At 73.9% G+C, this 16,626-nt stretch carries 19 protein-coding genes; 3 read left to right on the top strand and 16 right to left on the bottom strand.

The window, feature by feature from the left end:
* Positions 1-27: 27 nt before the first annotated feature.
* The 3 genes from rfbG to J3A75_RS10345 all read right to left on the bottom strand — a co-directional run bounded on the left by rfbG (position 28) and on the right by J3A75_RS10345 (position 2,677).
* Positions 28-1,122: a CDP-glucose 4,6-dehydratase gene (gene rfbG, locus J3A75_RS10355; protein ID WP_209650147.1), complete on the bottom strand. Its 1,095-nt coding sequence runs from the start codon at positions 1,120-1,122 to the stop codon at positions 28-30.
* Between the two features lie 36 nt (positions 1,123-1,158).
* Positions 1,159-2,127 (bottom strand): glycosyltransferase family 2 protein, encoded by a 969-nt coding sequence (locus J3A75_RS10350; protein ID WP_012318248.1) that lies wholly within the window; start codon positions 2,125-2,127, stop codon positions 1,159-1,161.
* 211 nt (positions 2,128-2,338) lie between these two features.
* Entirely contained in the window at positions 2,339-2,677 is a 339-nt protein-coding gene (locus J3A75_RS10345; protein WP_012318247.1) for a hypothetical protein, read from the bottom strand.
* Positions 2,678-2,741: 64 nt separating this feature from the next.
* On the opposite strand from J3A75_RS10345, the gene J3A75_RS10340 reads away from it, so the two are divergent.
* Complete coding sequence (locus J3A75_RS10340) at positions 2,742-3,074, top strand: hypothetical protein (protein ID WP_024830655.1); 333 nt, start codon at positions 2,742-2,744, stop codon at positions 3,072-3,074.
* Here J3A75_RS10340 and J3A75_RS10335 read toward each other — a convergent pair.
* The 9 genes from J3A75_RS10335 to J3A75_RS10295 form a co-directional block, all read right to left on the bottom strand.
* Positions 3,059-3,505 carry a hypothetical protein gene (locus tag J3A75_RS10335; RefSeq protein ID WP_209650146.1) on the bottom strand — a complete coding sequence of 149 codons (447 nt, stop codon included), beginning with the start codon at positions 3,503-3,505 and terminating at the stop codon, positions 3,059-3,061. The genes J3A75_RS10340 and J3A75_RS10335 overlap by 16 nt on opposite strands.
* Before the next feature lie 131 nt (positions 3,506-3,636).
* Positions 3,637-3,969, bottom strand: coding sequence for a hydroxyisourate hydrolase (locus J3A75_RS10330; protein ID WP_012318244.1), 333 nt, complete (start codon positions 3,967-3,969; stop codon positions 3,637-3,639).
* Positions 3,966-5,399, bottom strand: coding sequence for an amidase (locus tag J3A75_RS10325; protein ID WP_209650145.1), 1,434 nt, complete (start codon positions 5,397-5,399; stop codon positions 3,966-3,968). The genes J3A75_RS10330 and J3A75_RS10325 overlap by 4 nt, the downstream gene beginning before the upstream one ends.
* Entirely contained in the window at positions 5,396-6,148 is a 753-nt protein-coding gene (locus tag J3A75_RS10320) for an aspartate/glutamate racemase family protein (RefSeq protein ID WP_012318242.1), read from the bottom strand. Before J3A75_RS10320 ends, J3A75_RS10325 begins: the two co-directional genes overlap by 4 nt.
* An 18-nt stretch (positions 6,149-6,166) precedes the next feature.
* On the bottom strand, positions 6,167-6,985 hold the full coding sequence (locus J3A75_RS10315) for an ABC transporter permease (protein WP_053621782.1): 819 nt from the start codon (positions 6,983-6,985) through the stop codon (positions 6,167-6,169).
* Between the two features lie 29 nt (positions 6,986-7,014).
* Positions 7,015-7,920, bottom strand: a complete 906-nt coding sequence (locus J3A75_RS10310) for an ABC transporter permease (RefSeq protein ID WP_012318240.1) — start codon at positions 7,918-7,920, stop codon at positions 7,015-7,017.
* Positions 7,917-8,960, bottom strand: coding sequence for an ABC transporter substrate-binding protein (locus J3A75_RS10305; protein WP_012318239.1), 1,044 nt, complete (start codon positions 8,958-8,960; stop codon positions 7,917-7,919). Before J3A75_RS10305 ends, J3A75_RS10310 begins: the two co-directional genes overlap by 4 nt.
* Before the next feature lie 51 nt (positions 8,961-9,011).
* Entirely contained in the window at positions 9,012-10,106 is a 1,095-nt protein-coding gene (locus J3A75_RS10300; RefSeq protein WP_053621781.1) for an ABC transporter ATP-binding protein, read from the bottom strand.
* Positions 10,103-10,861 (bottom strand): aspartate/glutamate racemase family protein, encoded by a 759-nt coding sequence (locus J3A75_RS10295; RefSeq protein WP_083461031.1) that lies wholly within the window; start codon positions 10,859-10,861, stop codon positions 10,103-10,105. Before J3A75_RS10295 ends, J3A75_RS10300 begins: the two co-directional genes overlap by 4 nt.
* Before the next feature lie 167 nt (positions 10,862-11,028).
* Here J3A75_RS10295 and J3A75_RS10290 point away from each other — a divergent pair, with 167 nt between their 5' ends.
* The gene (locus tag J3A75_RS10290; RefSeq protein WP_053621779.1) at positions 11,029-11,757 is read left to right on the top strand and encodes a GntR family transcriptional regulator; all 729 of its coding nucleotides are present in this window, start codon (positions 11,029-11,031) and stop codon (positions 11,755-11,757) included.
* A gap of 114 nt (positions 11,758-11,871) precedes the next feature.
* Here the strand turns inward: J3A75_RS10290 and J3A75_RS10285 are convergent, their stop codons facing one another.
* From J3A75_RS10285 to J3A75_RS10270, 4 genes are all read right to left on the bottom strand, one after another.
* The gene (locus J3A75_RS10285) at positions 11,872-12,120 is read right to left on the bottom strand and encodes a PilZ domain-containing protein (protein ID WP_012318235.1); all 249 of its coding nucleotides are present in this window, start codon (positions 12,118-12,120) and stop codon (positions 11,872-11,874) included.
* A gap of 206 nt (positions 12,121-12,326) precedes the next feature.
* On the bottom strand, positions 12,327-13,856 hold the full coding sequence (locus J3A75_RS10280; RefSeq protein WP_053621778.1) for a sensor domain-containing diguanylate cyclase: 1,530 nt from the start codon (positions 13,854-13,856) through the stop codon (positions 12,327-12,329).
* A gap of 127 nt (positions 13,857-13,983) precedes the next feature.
* Complete coding sequence (locus tag J3A75_RS10275) at positions 13,984-15,390, bottom strand: ATP-binding protein (RefSeq protein ID WP_053621777.1); 1,407 nt, start codon at positions 15,388-15,390, stop codon at positions 13,984-13,986.
* Positions 15,383-16,060 carry a response regulator transcription factor gene (locus tag J3A75_RS10270; RefSeq protein ID WP_024830664.1) on the bottom strand — a complete coding sequence of 226 codons (678 nt, stop codon included), beginning with the start codon at positions 16,058-16,060 and terminating at the stop codon, positions 15,383-15,385. Before J3A75_RS10270 ends, J3A75_RS10275 begins: the two co-directional genes overlap by 8 nt.
* 302 nt (positions 16,061-16,362) lie before the next feature.
* On the opposite strand from J3A75_RS10270, the gene J3A75_RS10265 reads away from it, so the two are divergent.
* Positions 16,363-16,560 (top strand): polyhydroxyalkanoate synthesis regulator DNA-binding domain-containing protein, encoded by a 198-nt coding sequence (locus J3A75_RS10265; RefSeq protein ID WP_012318231.1) that lies wholly within the window; start codon positions 16,363-16,365, stop codon positions 16,558-16,560.
* Positions 16,561-16,626: the final 66 nt, after the last annotated feature.

Genomic DNA, 16,626 nt, shown 5'->3' with positions numbered 1-16,626 from the left:
GGAGGGAGGGGCGACGTGCGTGCATGATCAGGCGCTGTCCTCGTCTGCGTGGCCGGAAGCGGCCGCGATCCGGGCGTATTCCGCGATCTGGGCCTCGACGAGCGCCCGGGCGTCGGTGGGACGCGCGCTGTAGTCGCGGTACCACTCCATGGTCAGGCGCACCGTGCGGGCGAAGCCGAGCCGGGGGCGCCAGCCCAGCTCCGCCTCCGCCTTGGCCGCGTCGAGCTTCAGGATCCCGGCCTCGCGCAGGGCCGAGGCCTCGATCTGGACCGGGATGGGGTCGCCGCCCCAGGCGGCCAGCGCCTGCTCGACCAGCCGCCGCACCGCGACCTCGCTGGCGCGGGCCGGGCCGAAATTCCAGGCGCCGACCGCCGCGTCGTCGGCGGCGAGGAGTCGCGCGCCGAGCAGCAGGTAGCCGTGCAGCAGTTCGAGCACGTGCTGCCAGGGCCTGACCGCGTCCGGGTTCCGCAACACGAGCGGCGCGCGGCTCCGGATGGCGCGGACGAGGTCGGGCACGAGCCGATCCTCGGACCAGTCGCCGCCGCCGATCACGTTGCCGCCGCGGGCGGTGGCGAGGCGCAGGCGCGATCCCGGCATCAGGGCCTGCCGGTAGCTGCCGGCCACGATCTCCGCGGCGGCCTTGCTGGCGCTGTAGGGATCCTTGCCGCCCAGCGGGTCGGATTCGCGGTAGCCCCAGACCCATTCGCGGTTCTCGTAGCACTTGTCCGACGTGACGCAGACGACCGCGCGGACCGAGTCGGTGTGGCGCGCCGCCTCCAGCACATGGGCGGTGCCCATGACGTTGACCGCGAAGGTCTCGAGCGGGTCGGCGTAGGAGCGCCGGACCAGCGCCTGGGCCGCGAGGTGGAAGACGATTTCCGGACGGAACGCCGCGACGGCCTCGCGCACCGCCTCGGCGTCGCGGATATCCACGACGGCGGACCGCATCCGGTCGGCGAGCGCGAGATCGCGGAACAGGCTCGGCCTGTCGGTGGGGGGGCCAAGGGCGAGGCCCATCACCTCGGCGCCCTGGTCGAGCAGCCAGGCGACGAGCCAGGCGCCCTTGAAGCCCGTGTGACCCGTGACGAGGACACGGGTGCCGCGATAGCGCGCGAGGGTCATCTCAACGGTCCGGACCGGTTGGGCATCGATCGGGGCTCACGCGACGGCCGGATCCGCCGGCCGCATCCGGGCCAGATCCGGCGGCCCCGCCGCGCCGGCCTCCGGGGGTGAGGGACGGCTCAGCGCGTCCCAGAAGAACCCGTACAGGTCGGGCGCGCTGATCTTCTGCTCCGTCGCGAACGGACCGCACGCGTTGAAGAACATCATCAGGACATACCGGATGAGCGCGGATTTGAGCGCGTCCGAATGGGCAAGATCGCCGAGCTTCGGCTTCAGCTGCTCGAAGAACTGGAACATGCCCGCATAGGCCTGCTTCGCCGCCGCGGTCGCCTGATGACTCTCCTGATTCTGGTGCAACCGATACAGGAAGACCGCCTCGGGCGCGTAGAACACCTTCGACGCGCGGTTGAGAACGCCGACGAACGGGATCGTGTCGGAGAAGTAGGAGCCCGACAGCGTCGGCTGCCCGCCGGCATCCAGCCAAGCGGAGCGCCTGTAGAAGGTCGAGAAGACGGTGTTGATCTGGGTGTGGGCCGTCGGACTGGCGAAGTACCGCGTCAGCCACGGCTCCGCGGCCTCGATCTGGGCGCCCGCGGAGAGCGGCTCCGCCTGATGCAGGATCTGGCTCGCGCCGTCGATCAGGACCCGGCGCCCCAGCCCGACCTGAATCGCGTCGTCGGCCTCGAACGCCGCCACCATCGTCGAGACGTAGGTGTTCGAGATGAGATCGTCGTCGCTCAGCAGCAGCATGTACTTGCCGCGCGCGTGCTGGACCGCGTCGGTGACGTTCGCCTCCATGGGCAGCGTGAACGACCGGGTGAGGACCGTGAGCCGGTCGTTCCGGAGCTGCGCCAGGAAAGCGCCCGTGGCATCGGTGCTGGCGTTGTCGCTGATGATCAGCTCCAGGTTGCCATAATCCTGCGCCGAGACGGAGCTCAGGGTCTGCGCCAGCAACTCGAGACGGTTCAAGGTCGGCACGATCAGGGAAACGAGCGGCAGCGGCATCGAACGGCTCTCTGACTGGGTCGACCGAGGCGCCGGGGCCGGGCGGCTCGGCTGCGCGCCGCGCGGTTCGGACGGATCAGACCGGGAACGGCGTGACGCTGGGCAGACCTGCCAGAATCGAAGACCTGTGTCGATCAGGGCGCATGGATTCCGCCGACCCGGGGCGTGATCCTCCATCGGCCGGCGCCGCGCTCCTTCGGGGGACGAACCCTCACGCCCCCGCCCCGGGCAGCCCGGTCCAGGCCTCGCGGACGAGCGCGAGGCGCCGCTCGGCCCGCGCCGCGTCGGCGTCCGCGACTTGGTGGAGGACCGCCTCCAGCGCCTCGGACCCGCCGAGCGCCGCGGCCGCCTCGCCCTGGCGGCGCATCGCGGAGCGGTGCGCCCGCATCGCCGGTCCCGCCTTCGGCCCGGCCTCGATCGCTTCCAGGGTGGCGATCAGGGCGGCCGCGAGCGGGGCGACGTCGCGCCAGGACGCCGCGGGCGCCGATTCGGGCGGGCGGGCCTGCTCCGGCGGCGGCGCGGAGAAGCTGGTGGTGAGCGGGCGCTTCATGACGAACCTCCACGGGCGCGGTATAAGGGGGCCATCGGCCGGCGCGGAGCTGTACGAGGAGCGCATGGCCGAAAGGCGGAAGGCCACCGGATCCGGCGAGGATAGCCTGTCGCGCCACATCCTCCCCAGTGCCGGCACGATGGTCGGCGTCTGCACCACGCTGATCGGCCTCGTGAAGATCGCCGAGGGCTGGATCGGGCCGAGCCACGTTGACGAGGCCGCCGCCCTGACAGCGATCCTGTTCCTGGTCAGCGCGATCGCGTCGTACCTGTCGATCCGCCTGGGCGACGGCGGCGACCTCCCGGTCAGCCTGGAGCGCTGCGCCGACATCTGCTTCGTCATCGGGCTGATCGGCCTGACGCTGATCGCGGTCCTGTTCGCCTACGAGACGATCTGACGGCGCGCCGCGCGGCGCCGGTCGGGCAGGGCTTCGCGGTCGGTCAGCGCCGCCGCGAGGACCGAGAACAAGCCGAAATGCAGGCCGAGCGCCGCCGGCCCGGGATCGCGCAGGGACCACAGGCCGGCCGCCCCGAGCGCCATCAGCGGCGGTCCGGCCACGTAGACGAGGCTGCGCCATCCGGCGGGCCGGCCGAGACGCCAGAAGCAGCCGGCCAAAGCCGCCAGGGCGAAGCCGCCCTTGAGCAGCGCCATGAACCGGATCACCCGCGCGAGGTCGGGGTCGACGGGCGCCGCGGGGACCCGCCCGGCCGCGAGGAAGGCCAGCGGAAGCGCGAGGATCGTCAGCGCGGCCAGCAGCAGGCGCGCCGGCGGGGCGCCGCGATGCGCGCGGCCGGCCGCGGCCGGGATCGTCATCGCCTGAACCCGCATCGGCTTCCTCCTGCGCGTGCCGCGACGGGGCCGAGTCTAGGCCCTCCGGAGGCTCCGGTCACCGCACGGGGGAGGGCGGCGGCCGGGCCGCGCCGTCGCAGCGCGGGCCGGTCCCAAGGGCGGCCCGCGGCTCAGCAGCCGCGGAACAGCGCCACGCCGAAGGCGGTGAACTTCAGCGGCAGGTGGCAGTGGCGGTCGGGGTCGTCGAGCCGGAAGCGGATCGCGGCCTCCTCCAGGAACCCCTCCCCCGCGGCCCCGACGAAGTCCCCGATGACGAACACGACCTCGTAGAGCCCGGCCTCGAGCCGCGTCCGCACGACCGGATGGTCGAGGGTCCCGTCCGCCCCGAGGCGGCCCTCGGCGATCACCCGCCGCCGTCCTCCGGCCGTCAGGACGCGCACGCGCATCCCCTCGGCCGGCCGGCCCGTGGCGGCGTCGACGGCGTGGAGGGACAGGCCGGTCACGGGGCCTTGCCCTCCCAGACCATCCGCCAGGGATGGGCCGCCTCGTAGGCCGCCGCCATCGCCACCAGGGTCTCGTCGCCGCCCCAGGGCGTCACGAGCTGGAACCCGATCGGCAGCCCGGCGCTCGACGGTCGGCAAGGGATCGAGATCGCCGGACAGCCCGCAGCGTTGACGAAGCCCGTGAAGGTCGCCGAGCCGCGGGGGCCCACCGGCACCCCGGCGATGCGCGGCGGATGGGTGTCCTCCGCCCGCCAGGGCAGCGCCGCCGCGGCGGGCGTCATCAGCAGGTCGTAGCCGGCGAACAGGGCGGCGAGGTCCCGGCGCAGCGCCAGCGCCATCCGCTGCACGTCGAACAGGTCGGCTGCCGAGAGGGCCGCCCCGGCCTCCGCCAGGGCGCGGATGTCCGGGCCCAGGTCGTCGCGGCGGCCGGGATGCGCGCGCATCAGCCACGCGATGCCCGCTTGGCCGAGGACCGGCCACGCCTCCGTGATGGCCGTCGCCGCGTCGAAGCGGCCGGTCTCGACCCGGTGGCCGAGGCCGGCGAGGCGCCCGGCCGCCTCGGCGACGCTGTCGGCGATCTCGGGATCGACCGGGGCCGTCCCGAAGGCCGGGATGTGGAGGATCCGCATCGGGCGCTCCGGCACGGCTTCGCGCCCGAACGGGCCGAAGCCGTGCGGCGCGACGGAATCCGGGTCGGCCGCCCCGAGGACCCGCATCGCCGCCGCGAGATCCTCGACGGTGCGCGCCATCGGCCCGACCACCTCGAGGTCGAGCATGATCGGCGGCAGCCCGCCTTCCCGCGGCACCCGGCCGGCGGTGGGTTTCAGGCCGACGAGGCCGGTATGGGAAGCGGGGCGGCGGATCGAGCCGCCCGCGTCGGTCCCGAGCGCCAGGGGGCCGATCCCGGAGGCCACGGCCGCGACGGCGCCGCCGCTGGAGCCCCCGGGCGTCAGCGCCGGATCCCACGGATTCCGGGTGACCCCGTGGACCGGGTTGCCGGTGTAGCCCTGGACGGTCAGCTCCGGGACGTTGGTCTTGCCCAGGATCACCGCCCCGGCCGCGCGCAGCCGCGCCACCGGCGTCTCGTCCCGGTCGACCGCGCGCGCGGCCCCCTCCCCCGCGAAGAGCCGGCTGCCCCAGCCGGTCGCGAACCCGGCGACGTTCAGGCTGTCCTTGACGGTCAGCGGCACGCCGTCGAGGGGCCCGAGCGGCCGTCCCGCCCGCCAGCGCGCCGCGCTCGCGGCGGCGGCGCGCTCCGCGCCCTCGGGATCGACGGCGACGAGGGCGTTGAGCGTGGGGTTCACGGCCTCGGCCCGCTCCAGGCAGGCGCGGGCGGCCGTGACCGGGCTCGCCGTCCCGGCGGCGTAGCGGCGCCCCAGGGCCGCGGCCGAGAGGGTCCAGAGCGGGCCCGCCGCGTCGATCCGGGTCATGACTCCTCCTCGCGATGCGCGATCCAGCGGGCGAGCGGCCCGGTCAGGCCCGTAGCGGGCTTCGCGGGCGGCCGGGCGAAGCGGCCGGCCCGGGGCGGCCGAGTCCCGAGCCGCACCAGGGCCTGCGCCTGACCCAGGGCGGCCGCGAGCGGGTCGACGAGCGGCACCGGCACCGCGTCCCGCAGGGTCGCGGCGAGGCCGGCGAGCGGCGCCCCGGCCAGGATCACGACGTCGGCCCCCTCCCCGACCGCCCGCTCGGCCAGGGCCAGGATCTCGGGCCGCAACTCGTCCTGCACCTCGGTCACCGCCGCGAACGGCCGGCGCACCGCGTGGAGGCCGGCGCAGCGGGCCGACAGGCCGGCCAGGGCCACCGCGTCCTCGTACCAGGGCAGCAGGGCGGGCGCGAAGGTGACGATCGCGAACCGCGCCCCGAGCTGGCAGGCGGTCAGCATCGCGGCCTCGGCCATGCCGACCACCGGCAGGTCGAACAGCTCCCGCGCGGCGACGAGCCCGGGATCGCCGTAGGCCGCGATCACCGCGGCGTCGTGGCCGGAATGGTGCGCCGCCAGCGTCTCCAGCACCGCCGCCCCGGCGAGCTGCGCCTCGGCCCGACTGGCGATGTAGGGCAGGCCCGTCGCCGCGGTGAGCGCGGTGATGTGCGCGTCGGGGGCGAGCGCCGCCGCGGCGGCCCGGGCCATGCGCGCGGTCATCGCCGCCGAGGTGTTGGGGTTGAGGAGCAGGATCCGCATGCGAGGGCTCCGGGCTTTTCAGCTGGCCATCCGGCGGGACAGGCCGGCGGCCCGCTCCATCACGGCGGCGAGCACCACGGTCGCGAGGATCAGCAGGCTGGAGGCCGCCGCCACCGTGACGTCGAGGCGGCCCTCCAGGTCCTGCCACATGCGGATCGGCAGCATGTCGGTGGCGGCGTCGCGCAGGAACAGCGAGACCGGGACGTTGTCGAAGCTCGCCATGAAGGCGATGAAGCCCCCGGCCAGGATCCCGGGCCGGATCAGCGGCAGGGTCACCCGGCGGAACGTGTAGAGGCGCGAAGCGCCGAGGGAGGTCGAGCTCTCGAGGAGCACCGGGTCCATCTGCGACAGGGCCGCCACGGTGGTGCGGACCACGTAGGGCACGCAGACCACGGTGTGGCCGAGGACGAGGGTCAGCGGCGAGACCGGGATCCCCGCGAGGCTGAACAGCATCAGCGCCGCGAGCCCGAAGGCCAGGGCCGGCAGGACCAGCGGCGACAGGAACAGGCTGTCGAGGAGCCGCGCGGAGAGCCGCCGCGACCGGGCGATGGCGAGCGCCGCGGCGGTGCCCAGAACCACCGACAGCAGGGTCGTCCAGCCCGCCACCACGAGGCTGTTCCAGGCGGCGGCCTGCAGCTGCTCGGCCTCCGCGAGCGCCGCGTACCAGCGCAGGGCGTAGCCGGGCGGCGGGAAGCGCAGGGAGAAGCCGCTGGTGAACGACACCACCACGACGATCACGGTCGGCGCCGCCAGCAGGACGAGGCAGAGCCCGGCGAGCAGCAGCACGGCGCCGTGGAAGCTGAACCAGTCGAGATCGCGCCGCAGGCTCGTCCGCATGGTGACCTCCCGGTGACCTCCAGGTGACCTCAGGCCTGCGCGTAGCCGCGCGACAGGCGGCCCGCGAGGTTGAGGAGCGTGACGCAGGCGAGCACCGCCACGAGGAAGACGATCGCGATCGCCGCCGCGAACGGCCAGTTGTTGAGCGATGAGGCCTGCTGGTACAGGTACATGGGCATGAACAGCATCTGCCCGCCGCCGATCAGCGACTGGGTGATGAAGGCGGTGATCGCCGCCGCGAAGGTCAGCAGGCAGCCCGCCACGATGCCGGGCAGGCAGAGCGGCAGGGTCACCCGCACGAAGGTGCGCCACGCCCCCGCCCCGAGCGCCGCCGAGGCGTCGGCGAGGTTGGGGTCGATCCGCGACAGGGCGGTGACCAGGGGCAGGACCATCAGCGGCAGCTGCACCTGCGCCAGCGCCAGGACGAGGCCGCCCTCGGTGTAGAGCAGCTTCAGCGGCGCGTCGGTGAGGCCGAGGCCGAGGAGCGCGGCGTTGACGATGCCCTGGCGCCCCAGGATCACGATCCACGCGAAGGTCCGCACCACCACGCTCGTGAGCAGCGGCAGCAGCACGATCAGGGTCAGCAGGCCGCGCAGCCGGCCGGGCGCCCAGGTCAGGAGCAGCGCCAGCGGCAGGCCGAGCAGGAGGGTCAGCGCCGTGACCTCGGCGCCGAGCCACAGGGTCGCGCCGAGCACCCGCAGGGAGAACGGGTCGAGCAGGAACCGGGCGTACTGGTCGAGGCCGAACCGGGTCATGGCCGGATCGGCGTAGAAGCTCACGAGCAGCAGCAGCGCCAGCGGCGCCAGGAAGAAGACGAGGAAGAACGCCCCGAGCGGCAGCGCGAGGCGGATGTCGTAGGCCGCCGTCCAGGCGCGGCCCGGGCGGAGGGGCGCGGCGACCGGGCCCGCCGCCGCGATGGCCGGCCCGGCCGTCACACCCGGATCTCGCGGTTGAAGCGCTCGATCCAGGCCGGCCGGCCGCGGTTGATCGCGGCCCAGTCCTGGAACACCGACTTGCGCTTCAGCTCCTCGGCGTCCTTCGCCAGGACCTTGGCGACCTCGCCCTCCATCGCGACCTTCCGGTTGGTCGGCACGATCAGGTAGGGGCTCTGCATCAGCTTGGCCTGCACCTCCGGCGACAGGGCGGCCTCGATCAGCTTGAAGGCCAGCTCCTTCACCGGGGTGTTCTTGACGATGTGGATCGTCGTCTTGAAGGCGATGATGCCTTCCTTGGGCGCGGCGAACTCCACCGGCACGCCCCGGGCCTTCAGGATCTGGATCGCATTGAAGTTGCCCGGCCCGATGTCGACCTGCTCCTGCTGGTAGAGGGCCGCCAGGGCGCCCGGGTTGGCCGCGACGGCGGCGAGGTTCGGCTTGAGCGCCTCCAGCGCCTTGAAGCCCGGCTCGACGTCGGTCTCCGAGCCGCCGTGCATCCGGGCGATCTCCACGAGGAAGCCGGTGCCGAGCGTCGAGTTCAGGTTGGTGATGCCGACCCGGCCCCTGTACTCGGGCTTCCACAGGTCGGCCCAGGAGGTCGGCGGCGTCTTCACCTTCTCGGGATTGTAGGTCAGGCCGACGATCTGGAAGAACGGCGCCGGGCCCATCGGCTCCTGCGCGTCGGCGATCAGGTCGCCGTAATGGGCGGACTGGGCCGTTGGGTAGGGCTCGACGAGGTCCTGGGCGATGGCCGTGAGGGCGGGGCCCGGATCGTGCAGCATCACGTCGATCGGCGGGTTGGCGCGGGCGGCCTGGACCTTGGCGATCTGGTCGACCGAGAGCATCGGATCGAGGATGACGTCGCCGCCCGAGCTCTTGCGGAAGGCCGGCACCAGCACGGCCCGGTGCGCCTCCTCCCAGCTCCCCGTGAAGGTCGCGAAGACGAGCTTGCGCGCCTGCGCGCGGGACAGGCCCGGGAAGGCCTGGGCGGCGCCGAGAGTCAGGGCGCCGGCGAGGAGGCTGCGGCGGTGCAGGGTCATGGTCGGCTCTCTGGCTCGGTGTCGACTGGCGCGGCTGCGGCGGGCGCGGCCTCAGTGGCGGGGATCGGGGAAGACGCTGACCCGCTCGGGGGCGGTCGGGCGCAGGCGCACGCGGGTGCCGGGCGGCCGGGGCCGGGCGCCCGCCGCGCGCGGCTCGGCGGTCTTCAGGCGGGCGCCGCCGTCGAGGCGGATCTCGTGGACCAGGGTGGCGCCGAGCGGCAGGCCGACCTCGACCGCGCCGTCGAGCCCCTCCCCGTCCCCGGACCCCGCTCTCTCTTCCGCGAAGGCGACGTGCTCGGGTCGCAGGCAGGCGGCGACCCGGGTCCCGTCCGGCAGGGACGTGGCGGCGGGGAGCAGGCCGCCCGCCTCCAGGGCCACCACGCGGGCGCCGCCTGGCTCCGTCGCGAGCCGGCCGTGCAGGACGTTGGCCGTGCCCACGAAGGTGTTGACGAACAGCGTCTCGGGGCGGTCGTAGACGTCGGTCGGGGCGGCGAACTGCTCCAGCCGGCCGGCGTTGAGCACGGCGACCCGGTCGGCCATCGACAGGGCCTCTTCCTGGTCGTGCGTGACGATCAGCGTGGTGGTGCCGGCGCTGCGCTGGATGCGCTTGATCTCGATCTGCATGTCGAGGCGCAGGTTCTTGTCGAGGGCCGCGAAGGGCTCGTCGAGGAGCAGGATCGACGGGCGCACGGCGAGCGCCCGGGCCAGCGCAACCCGCTGCTGCTGGCCGCCCGACATCTCCCGCGGGTAGCGCCCGGCGAGGTGCTCCAGCCGCACCAGCGCCAGCATCTCGGCGACCCGCGCCCTCTGCTCGGCCCGACCGACGCCCCGCGCCGCGAGGCCGTAGGCGACGTTGTCGGCGACGCTCATGTGGGGGAACAGGGCGTAGTTCTGGAACACGATGCCGACGGTGCGCCGGTTCGGCGGCAGGTGGTCGACCGCCTGACCGCCGATGATGACGCGCCCCTCCGTGGGCTTCAGGAAGCCCGCCACCGCCCGCAGCAGGGTGGTCTTGCCGCAGCCCGAGGGCCCGAGCAGGGCGACGAGTTCCCCGCCCCTGATGTCGAGGGTCACGGTGTCGACGGCGAGGGCCGAGCCGTAGCGCTGCGTGATCCCGTCGAGGATCAGGGTGGTCCCGGCGCTCACGGACGGCCCTCCCCGCCCGCCGCGAAGGCGCGGCCGTGCGCGGCGAGGTGCGCGGTCGGGCAGCCGGCGAGGTCCAGGCCCTTCCACAGGGTCACGGCCACCGAATCGACCACCGGCACGCCGAGTTCGGCCTCCAGGGCCGGGGCGAGCGCGGCGCCCGCGAGGTTCGTGCACACGATCGCCACCGCGTCGACGCCCTCGGACGCCACCGCGCGGACCATGCCGGCGATGGCCTCCGGACCGGCTTCCGCGAAGGCGAAGTTCTCCGACAGGCCGAGATGGCGCTCGGCGCCGCAGTCGAGACCGGCCGCGCCCCAGTTGGCCTGGATCCGGCGCTGCACGTCGCCGGTATAGGGCGTGACGAGGCCGATCCGCCGGAAGCCCCGGGCGCGGAACAGGTCGCGGAAGGCGAGCGCGGCGGTGGAGGCCGGGCATCCGGTCCGGTCGGTGATCGCGGCGCTCAGGCGCTCGTCCGCGTCGAAGCCGAGCCACGCGCCGGAGGTGCCGTTCCACAGGATCGCGGCGACCCGGGCATCGGCGAGCAGGTCGGCCGCCGCCAGGATCGGCTCGGGGTCGAACTGGTCCAGGGCCGCCGGCGACAGGCCGATCTCCGTCACGCGGAAGCGGGCGAAATGGGCGCTCACGCCCGCGAGCCCGGCCAGCAGATGGGCGGTGGCCGGCTCGAGGACGCTGTTCGACGAGGGCGTCAGCATGCCCAGACGCGTCGTGCGGTTCGGTCGTTCCATCGCATCCATCCCCGATGCACCGAGCATCCGACAGGCCCGGACGGGCGGCAAGGTATTTTCTGCATGTTGCATGCAATTTGCGCAACTGCATGATATGACACCGCAACAGGCTAAAAAATGGATCACCGATCGGGTGGCCGGACGCGCTAGGCTGGCGCGGTGGAACGGGAGGATCGATGGACGTGGTGGCACGCCGCCGGGGCCGGCCCCGCAAGGCCCTGGTCGTCCCGGCCGCGCAGGTGCCGCGGGCCGCGCTGCACGCGCAGGCGGCGGCCCGGCTCAAGGACATGATAGTGCGCGGCGCGCTGCCGGCCGGCGCGACCCTGGTGGAGACGGACCTCTCCGCGGCGCTCGGGATCTCCCGGACCCCGCTGCGGGAGGCCCTCAAGCTCCTGGCGGCGGAGGGGCTGGTCGAGCTGCACCAGAACCGCAGCGCGCGCGTCCCGGACTGGACGCCGGAGGAGATCCTCGAACTGTTCGAGGCGCTCGCCGGGATCGAGCGGCTGACCGCCGAACTCGCGGCGCCGCGAATCTCCGAGGACCTGATGGACCAGCTGCGCGGCAAGCAGGCGCAGCTCGACCGGATGCACCGGGACCAAGTGCTCGACGCCTATTTCGCCCTGAACCAGGAGATCCACCGGACGATCGTCACGGCCGCCCGGAACCGCCCGCTGGCGGAGGCCCACGCGCCGCTCCAGGCCCGGGCCCAGTGGGCCCGCCTGCGCGCGCTCTCCAGCGGCAGCCGCTGGGAGGAATCGGCGCGCGAGCACCGGGACCTGTTCGAGGCCCTCGCCGCGCGGGACGCCGCCGCGGCCGGATCCGTCGCCCATCGCCACGTCCTGCGGACCGGCGTGGTGATCGCCGAGACGCTCCAGGCGCGGCGCGCGGACCCCGCGGCCCGGTAATGAAGCGTTAACCCTGTCGCCGCATCGGTGGGTCACCAGCCGGACGCTGGCCTTCCACGCCCATCCGATCCGCCCCTCAACACGGGTGGGCGTGGAAGCCTCGGCCGCCGCCCGTTAGGCGTCGCCGAACGCGACCCCGAGCTCGGTCTCCTGGCGCCACGTGACGCGCGCCGGCCGCCGCTGGCCGTCGGCCCCGTAGGCCAGCACGAACGCGTCGGGCACGCCGATCACGCTGACGACCCTGAGGCGGGCGCCCCCGTCCGACATGTTGCGGATCGTGCAGTCGATCACGCCGCCTCCGGCGAGTTCGATATGGCCCTCGAGCAGGGTCCGTCTGCGGGGCGCGGCGCGTCTGTCGTCCATCCTCGTTACCCTATGGTTGCGGGCCGGACCCCACCGGATCCGCGCGCGCTCCGCCGGTCCGCGGCACGGAGGGTCGCCACCCGCCCGCCTCGTCCCGACGCGACGACGTCGGGCCCTCTCCGGGCCGGCCGCCATCCCGCCCAGGAGACCACGAAGTTCGTGTCGATTCCGTCAAAGCGCTCCGCGAAAGCGCGCCGGCGCGCGGGTCAGGACGTCCGCACCAGTTGAAGGGTTCCCCGAGGGGGCGGCGCGACGCTGCGGGTCTGGTTGCGGCCGCCGTTCTTGGCCTCGTACAGGGCGCCGTCCGCCAGCCGGTACGGGTCCGGCAGGGGCGCGCTCCGGTCGCTGCCCGGTCGCACGGAGGCGAGCCCGATGCTGACCGTCACGGTCCCCGCCCCGAGTCCGGCCGACTCGACGGTCAGCTTCGCCACCTCGGCATGGACCGTGTCGGCGACCCGCAGGGCGCCGGCCTCGTCCGTCTCGGGCAGGAGCAGGGTGAACTCCTCGCCGCCGATGCGGCTGACGAGATCCTGGGGGCGGTGCACGCTCGCCGCGAGGCAGCGCGCCAAGCCCTGCAGGATCGCGTCGCCCACCGGGTGACCGTAGCGGTCGTTGAAGCGCTTGAAATGGTCCGCGTCGACGATGAGCAGCGACAGGGGCTGACCGTCGCGCCGGGCCGCGTCCAGGTTTCGCCGGAGGGCGTCCTCGAAGCAGCGGCGGTTCGGCAGGCCGGTCAGGGCGTCGGTGCGCGACAGTGCGGCCATCTCGGCCCTCAGCGCCTCGCGGCGGCGCAGCTCCCGCCCGAACAGGAGCGACAGCGCGATCGTGAGGCCGCACAGGGCCAGCACGATGCCGCCGATGATGGCCGCCTTCGCGGCCCAGTCCGCCTCCACGTCCTTCGTGGACAGGGCGACGTTCAGGATCAGCGGCAAGGTCCCGATCCGCGTGAACGTGTAGCTCCGCTCGACGCCGTCGCGCACGGAGGCGCTGACGAAGCTGCCCCGCCCGTCCCGCAGGAACCGCCTGAAGGTCGGCGCCTGCGCGATGTTCGCCCCGAGATCGGCCTCCACGTAGGGATAGCGCATGATGCGGGTGCCGTCGGTCAGGTACAGGTTGATGGCCCCGCCCGGCCCGAGGTCGATCTCGCTGAACAGGTGCATGAAGTAGGACAGCTTCACGGTGCCGAGAACCACGCCGCCGAAGCTGCCGTCGGGCTTGTCGATGCGGCGGCTGAACGGCAGCATCCGCTCGCCGTTCAGCCGCGACACGATCGGGCGCCCGACGTAGAGGCCGAGCCCGGCGCTCGCTTGGTGGACCTGGAAGTACTCGCGATCCGCGTAGTTGCCCTTGCGGGGCGGGACGGCCGCGATGTCGGCGACGACGTCGCCCCGCTCGTCCAGGATCAGCATCACGCCCATGTCGCGGGCGGTCGCGGCGCGATCGAACAGGATGAGCTGACGCAGGCGCGGATCGGCCTCGGTCAGGCCCGGCACCTTCAGGTTGTCGACGGCAGCGCGGATCGAGAGATCGTACATCTCGATGTTGCGCGCGATGTCGCGTTCGAGAACCTGCAGGAGGTTCCAGGATGTCTGGTCCGCGCTGGCCCAGGCGTCGCGCCGCAGGTCGGCCAGCATCAGGCCGGACGTCACGACCATGCCCAGCGGGGCCAGGATGCCGAGGGCGATCCAGGTGCGCGCCGAGCGGAACCACGGGGCGACGCGTCGCCAGACGTTCATCGGCCCTCCGCGGACTGCGCTTCGTCGCCGCGCTCTGGCATGGAGAGCCTTAACCGCGGCTTTCGCGGTTTTCCGGCCGAGGCCGATGGGTGCGAATCGCGGTGGACGGCGGCAATCCGCGCCGCGGTCATCGCGCCGCCGCCCCCGCGGGATCGGCGCCGGCCGGCGGGAAGCGCAGCGTGACCAGACAGCCGCCGCCCGCCGCCTCGGCGATGGTCACGGGGGCCCCGTGGAGGTCGGCGATCGCCGCCACGAGGCTCAGGCCGAGGCCGTGGCCGGCGGTCCGGCGCGCCGCCTCCGCGCGGTAGAAGCGGCGGAACACCTGGCTGCGCTCCCCCGGCGGCAGCCCCGGGCCGGTATCGGCGACGGTCGCGACGATCGCGGTCTCGGTGCGCTGCAATCCGACCGCGACGCGGCCGCCGGGCGGCGTGAACTTCAGGGCATTGTCGAGGAGGTTCGAGAAGGCCTCGAAGCACAGGTCGCGGTCGCCGTGGACGGGATGCGGCCCCGGCGGCACCGCGAGCGCGAGGTCGATGTCCTTCTCCTCGGCGAGCGGCGCGTGGAACTCGACCGCCACGGCCGCCACCTCGCCGAGATCGACTCGCGCGAACGCGCCGCGGCGCCGGCCGTCCTCCATCTCGCCGATCCGCAGGACGGCGGTGACCATGGCGAGCGTCTGGTCGATCCACACGAGCCCCTGGTCGATGGCCTCGTGAAATTCCGCGACGGTTCGGGCCTGGGACCGGGTGCGCTCGAGCCGGGCGCGCAGGCGGGTGAGCGGCGTGCGCAGGTCGTGGGCGACCGCGTCGCCGACGCTGCGGACCTCGCCCATGAGGTGCTCGATCTCGTCGAGCATCCGGTTCACGGTCCGGGTCAGCCGGTCGAACTCATCGTCCCGCGGTCCGACCGGCAGGCGCTTGCCGAGATCGCCGCGCATCACCTCGGCCACGGCGGCCTCGGTGGCGGCGAGGCGGCGGCGGGCGCGGCTCGTGAGCAGCAGGCCGCCCAGCAGGGAGAGCGCCAGCGTCGGGACGAGCCCGAGGCCGAGGGCGCGCAGGGTCGTGGCCCGCACCCGGTCGATCTCGTCGGTGTCGTGTGCGATCACCACGGTGCTGCCGTCCGGCAGCTTGAGCGCGGCCGCCCAGATCTCGTCCTGGAGCCGGCGCCCGGCGAGGTCGACCGTCGCGCTCACCCGGTACGCGTCGCCGTCGCGCGCCAAGCGGTCCGGGATCGCCCCGAGATTGCCGACCCGGCGCGTCCCGTCCGGGGCGAACAAGCCGCCGTAATGGGTGGCGTGGACATCCATGGCGATCCACGTGTCGACCCGGTTCGCCGCGGCGGCGGGGTCGGCCGCGGCCGACCGCACCTCCAGCCGGAGCGTCTCGGCGAGTTCCTCGCGCAGGTAGTCGGCCGTCTGCCAGTAGACGAAGGCGAACATCGCCAGGGCGAGCAGGGCCGACCACAGGGCGATGCCGAGCGCCCACCGAAGCGCGGTGGAGCGCAGCAGGTCGGCCGGGCGGGGCAGGTCAAGCATCGGGCGACAGCGTGAACCCGGTGCCGCGCACGCTGTGGATCAGGGGCGGCTCGCCGGCCGCCTCCAGCTTCCGGCGCAGGCGCCCGACATGGACGTCGATCAGGTTGGACTTGGGCGTGAAGCGGTAGTTCCAGACCTCCTCGAACAGCATCGCCCGGGTCACGATCTGGCCGGGGCGGCGCATCAGATATTCGAGGAGCTTGAGCTCGCGCGGCAGCAGCTCCAGGTCGCGGGCGCCGCGCCGGCCCGTGCCGGCGATCAGGTCGATCGCGAGGCTGCCCACGTGCAGGACGGTCTCGCGGCTGTCGACCGGGCGCCGCAGCAGCGCCTCGATGCGCGCCGCCAGTTCGCCGAGCGCGAAGGGCTTGGCGAGGTAGTCGTCGCCGCCGGCCCGCAGGCCGCGGATCCGCTCGTCGACGTCGCCCAGCGCGCTCAGGACCAGGGCCGGGGTCCGGTCCCCGTCGCGGCGCAGATCCTGGAGCACGCCCAGGCCGTCCTGCCCGGGCAGCATCCGGTCGAGGATGATCGCGCCCCAGCCGCCGTCCCGGGCCGCCCGGGCCCCGTCCGGTCCGGTCGCGGCCCAGACGACGTCGTGGCCGCGCCCGCGCAGGTCGTCGCGCACGTCCGCGGCCGTCTCCGAATCGTCCTCGATCAGCAGCAGCTTCGCCACGCGCGGCCCCCGCTTCGGTGCGTGCTTCGCCCCGATGCCCCGCCCCGATGCCCCGACGCGGGTCACCGACGCGCTTCCCTTGTGCCGGACTTCGCCGCGCAAATCGCCCCGGGCGGGCCACCATGAACCCGAATTTAATGGCACCGCATCGGCTTGGCCCCCTTTATTGGAATGACTCTATCCCGTACCGGCGCCCCCCTCGGCCGCCGGACGGCGCGCCTGCCGGATACCCCCGATGCCGACCCGGTCCCGCCGCCCCTGCCCGCCTCGCGGCCGCATGCCCCTCGCGCGGATGGCGGCGCATGCCTAGGAAGCGGCGCCCCCGGCGCCTGATCAACCGCTACGCCGGAAGCCGCCTCTACGATGTCGAGACCGGGACCTACGTCACCCTCGACCGGCTCAAGGAGATGCGCGGCGCGGGCTACGAGGTCGTGGTCCGCGAGGTCGAGACCGGCCGCTTCGTGACCGAGGACGTGCTCCGGCCGGGCCTCGACGCGTGAGCGGGCGCGGCACGAGTGCGCGCGCGCGGCGGCCCGGGGGAGCCGCCGGCGGCAGGAAATCCCGGC

The organism is Methylobacterium sp. PvP105, assembly GCF_017876975.1.
Taxonomy (GTDB): Bacteria; Pseudomonadota; Alphaproteobacteria; order Rhizobiales; family Beijerinckiaceae; genus Methylobacterium; species Methylobacterium radiotolerans.
The sequence above is the reverse complement of the archived record's forward strand: the minus strand, read 5'-3'. Positions and strand labels throughout refer to the sequence as shown.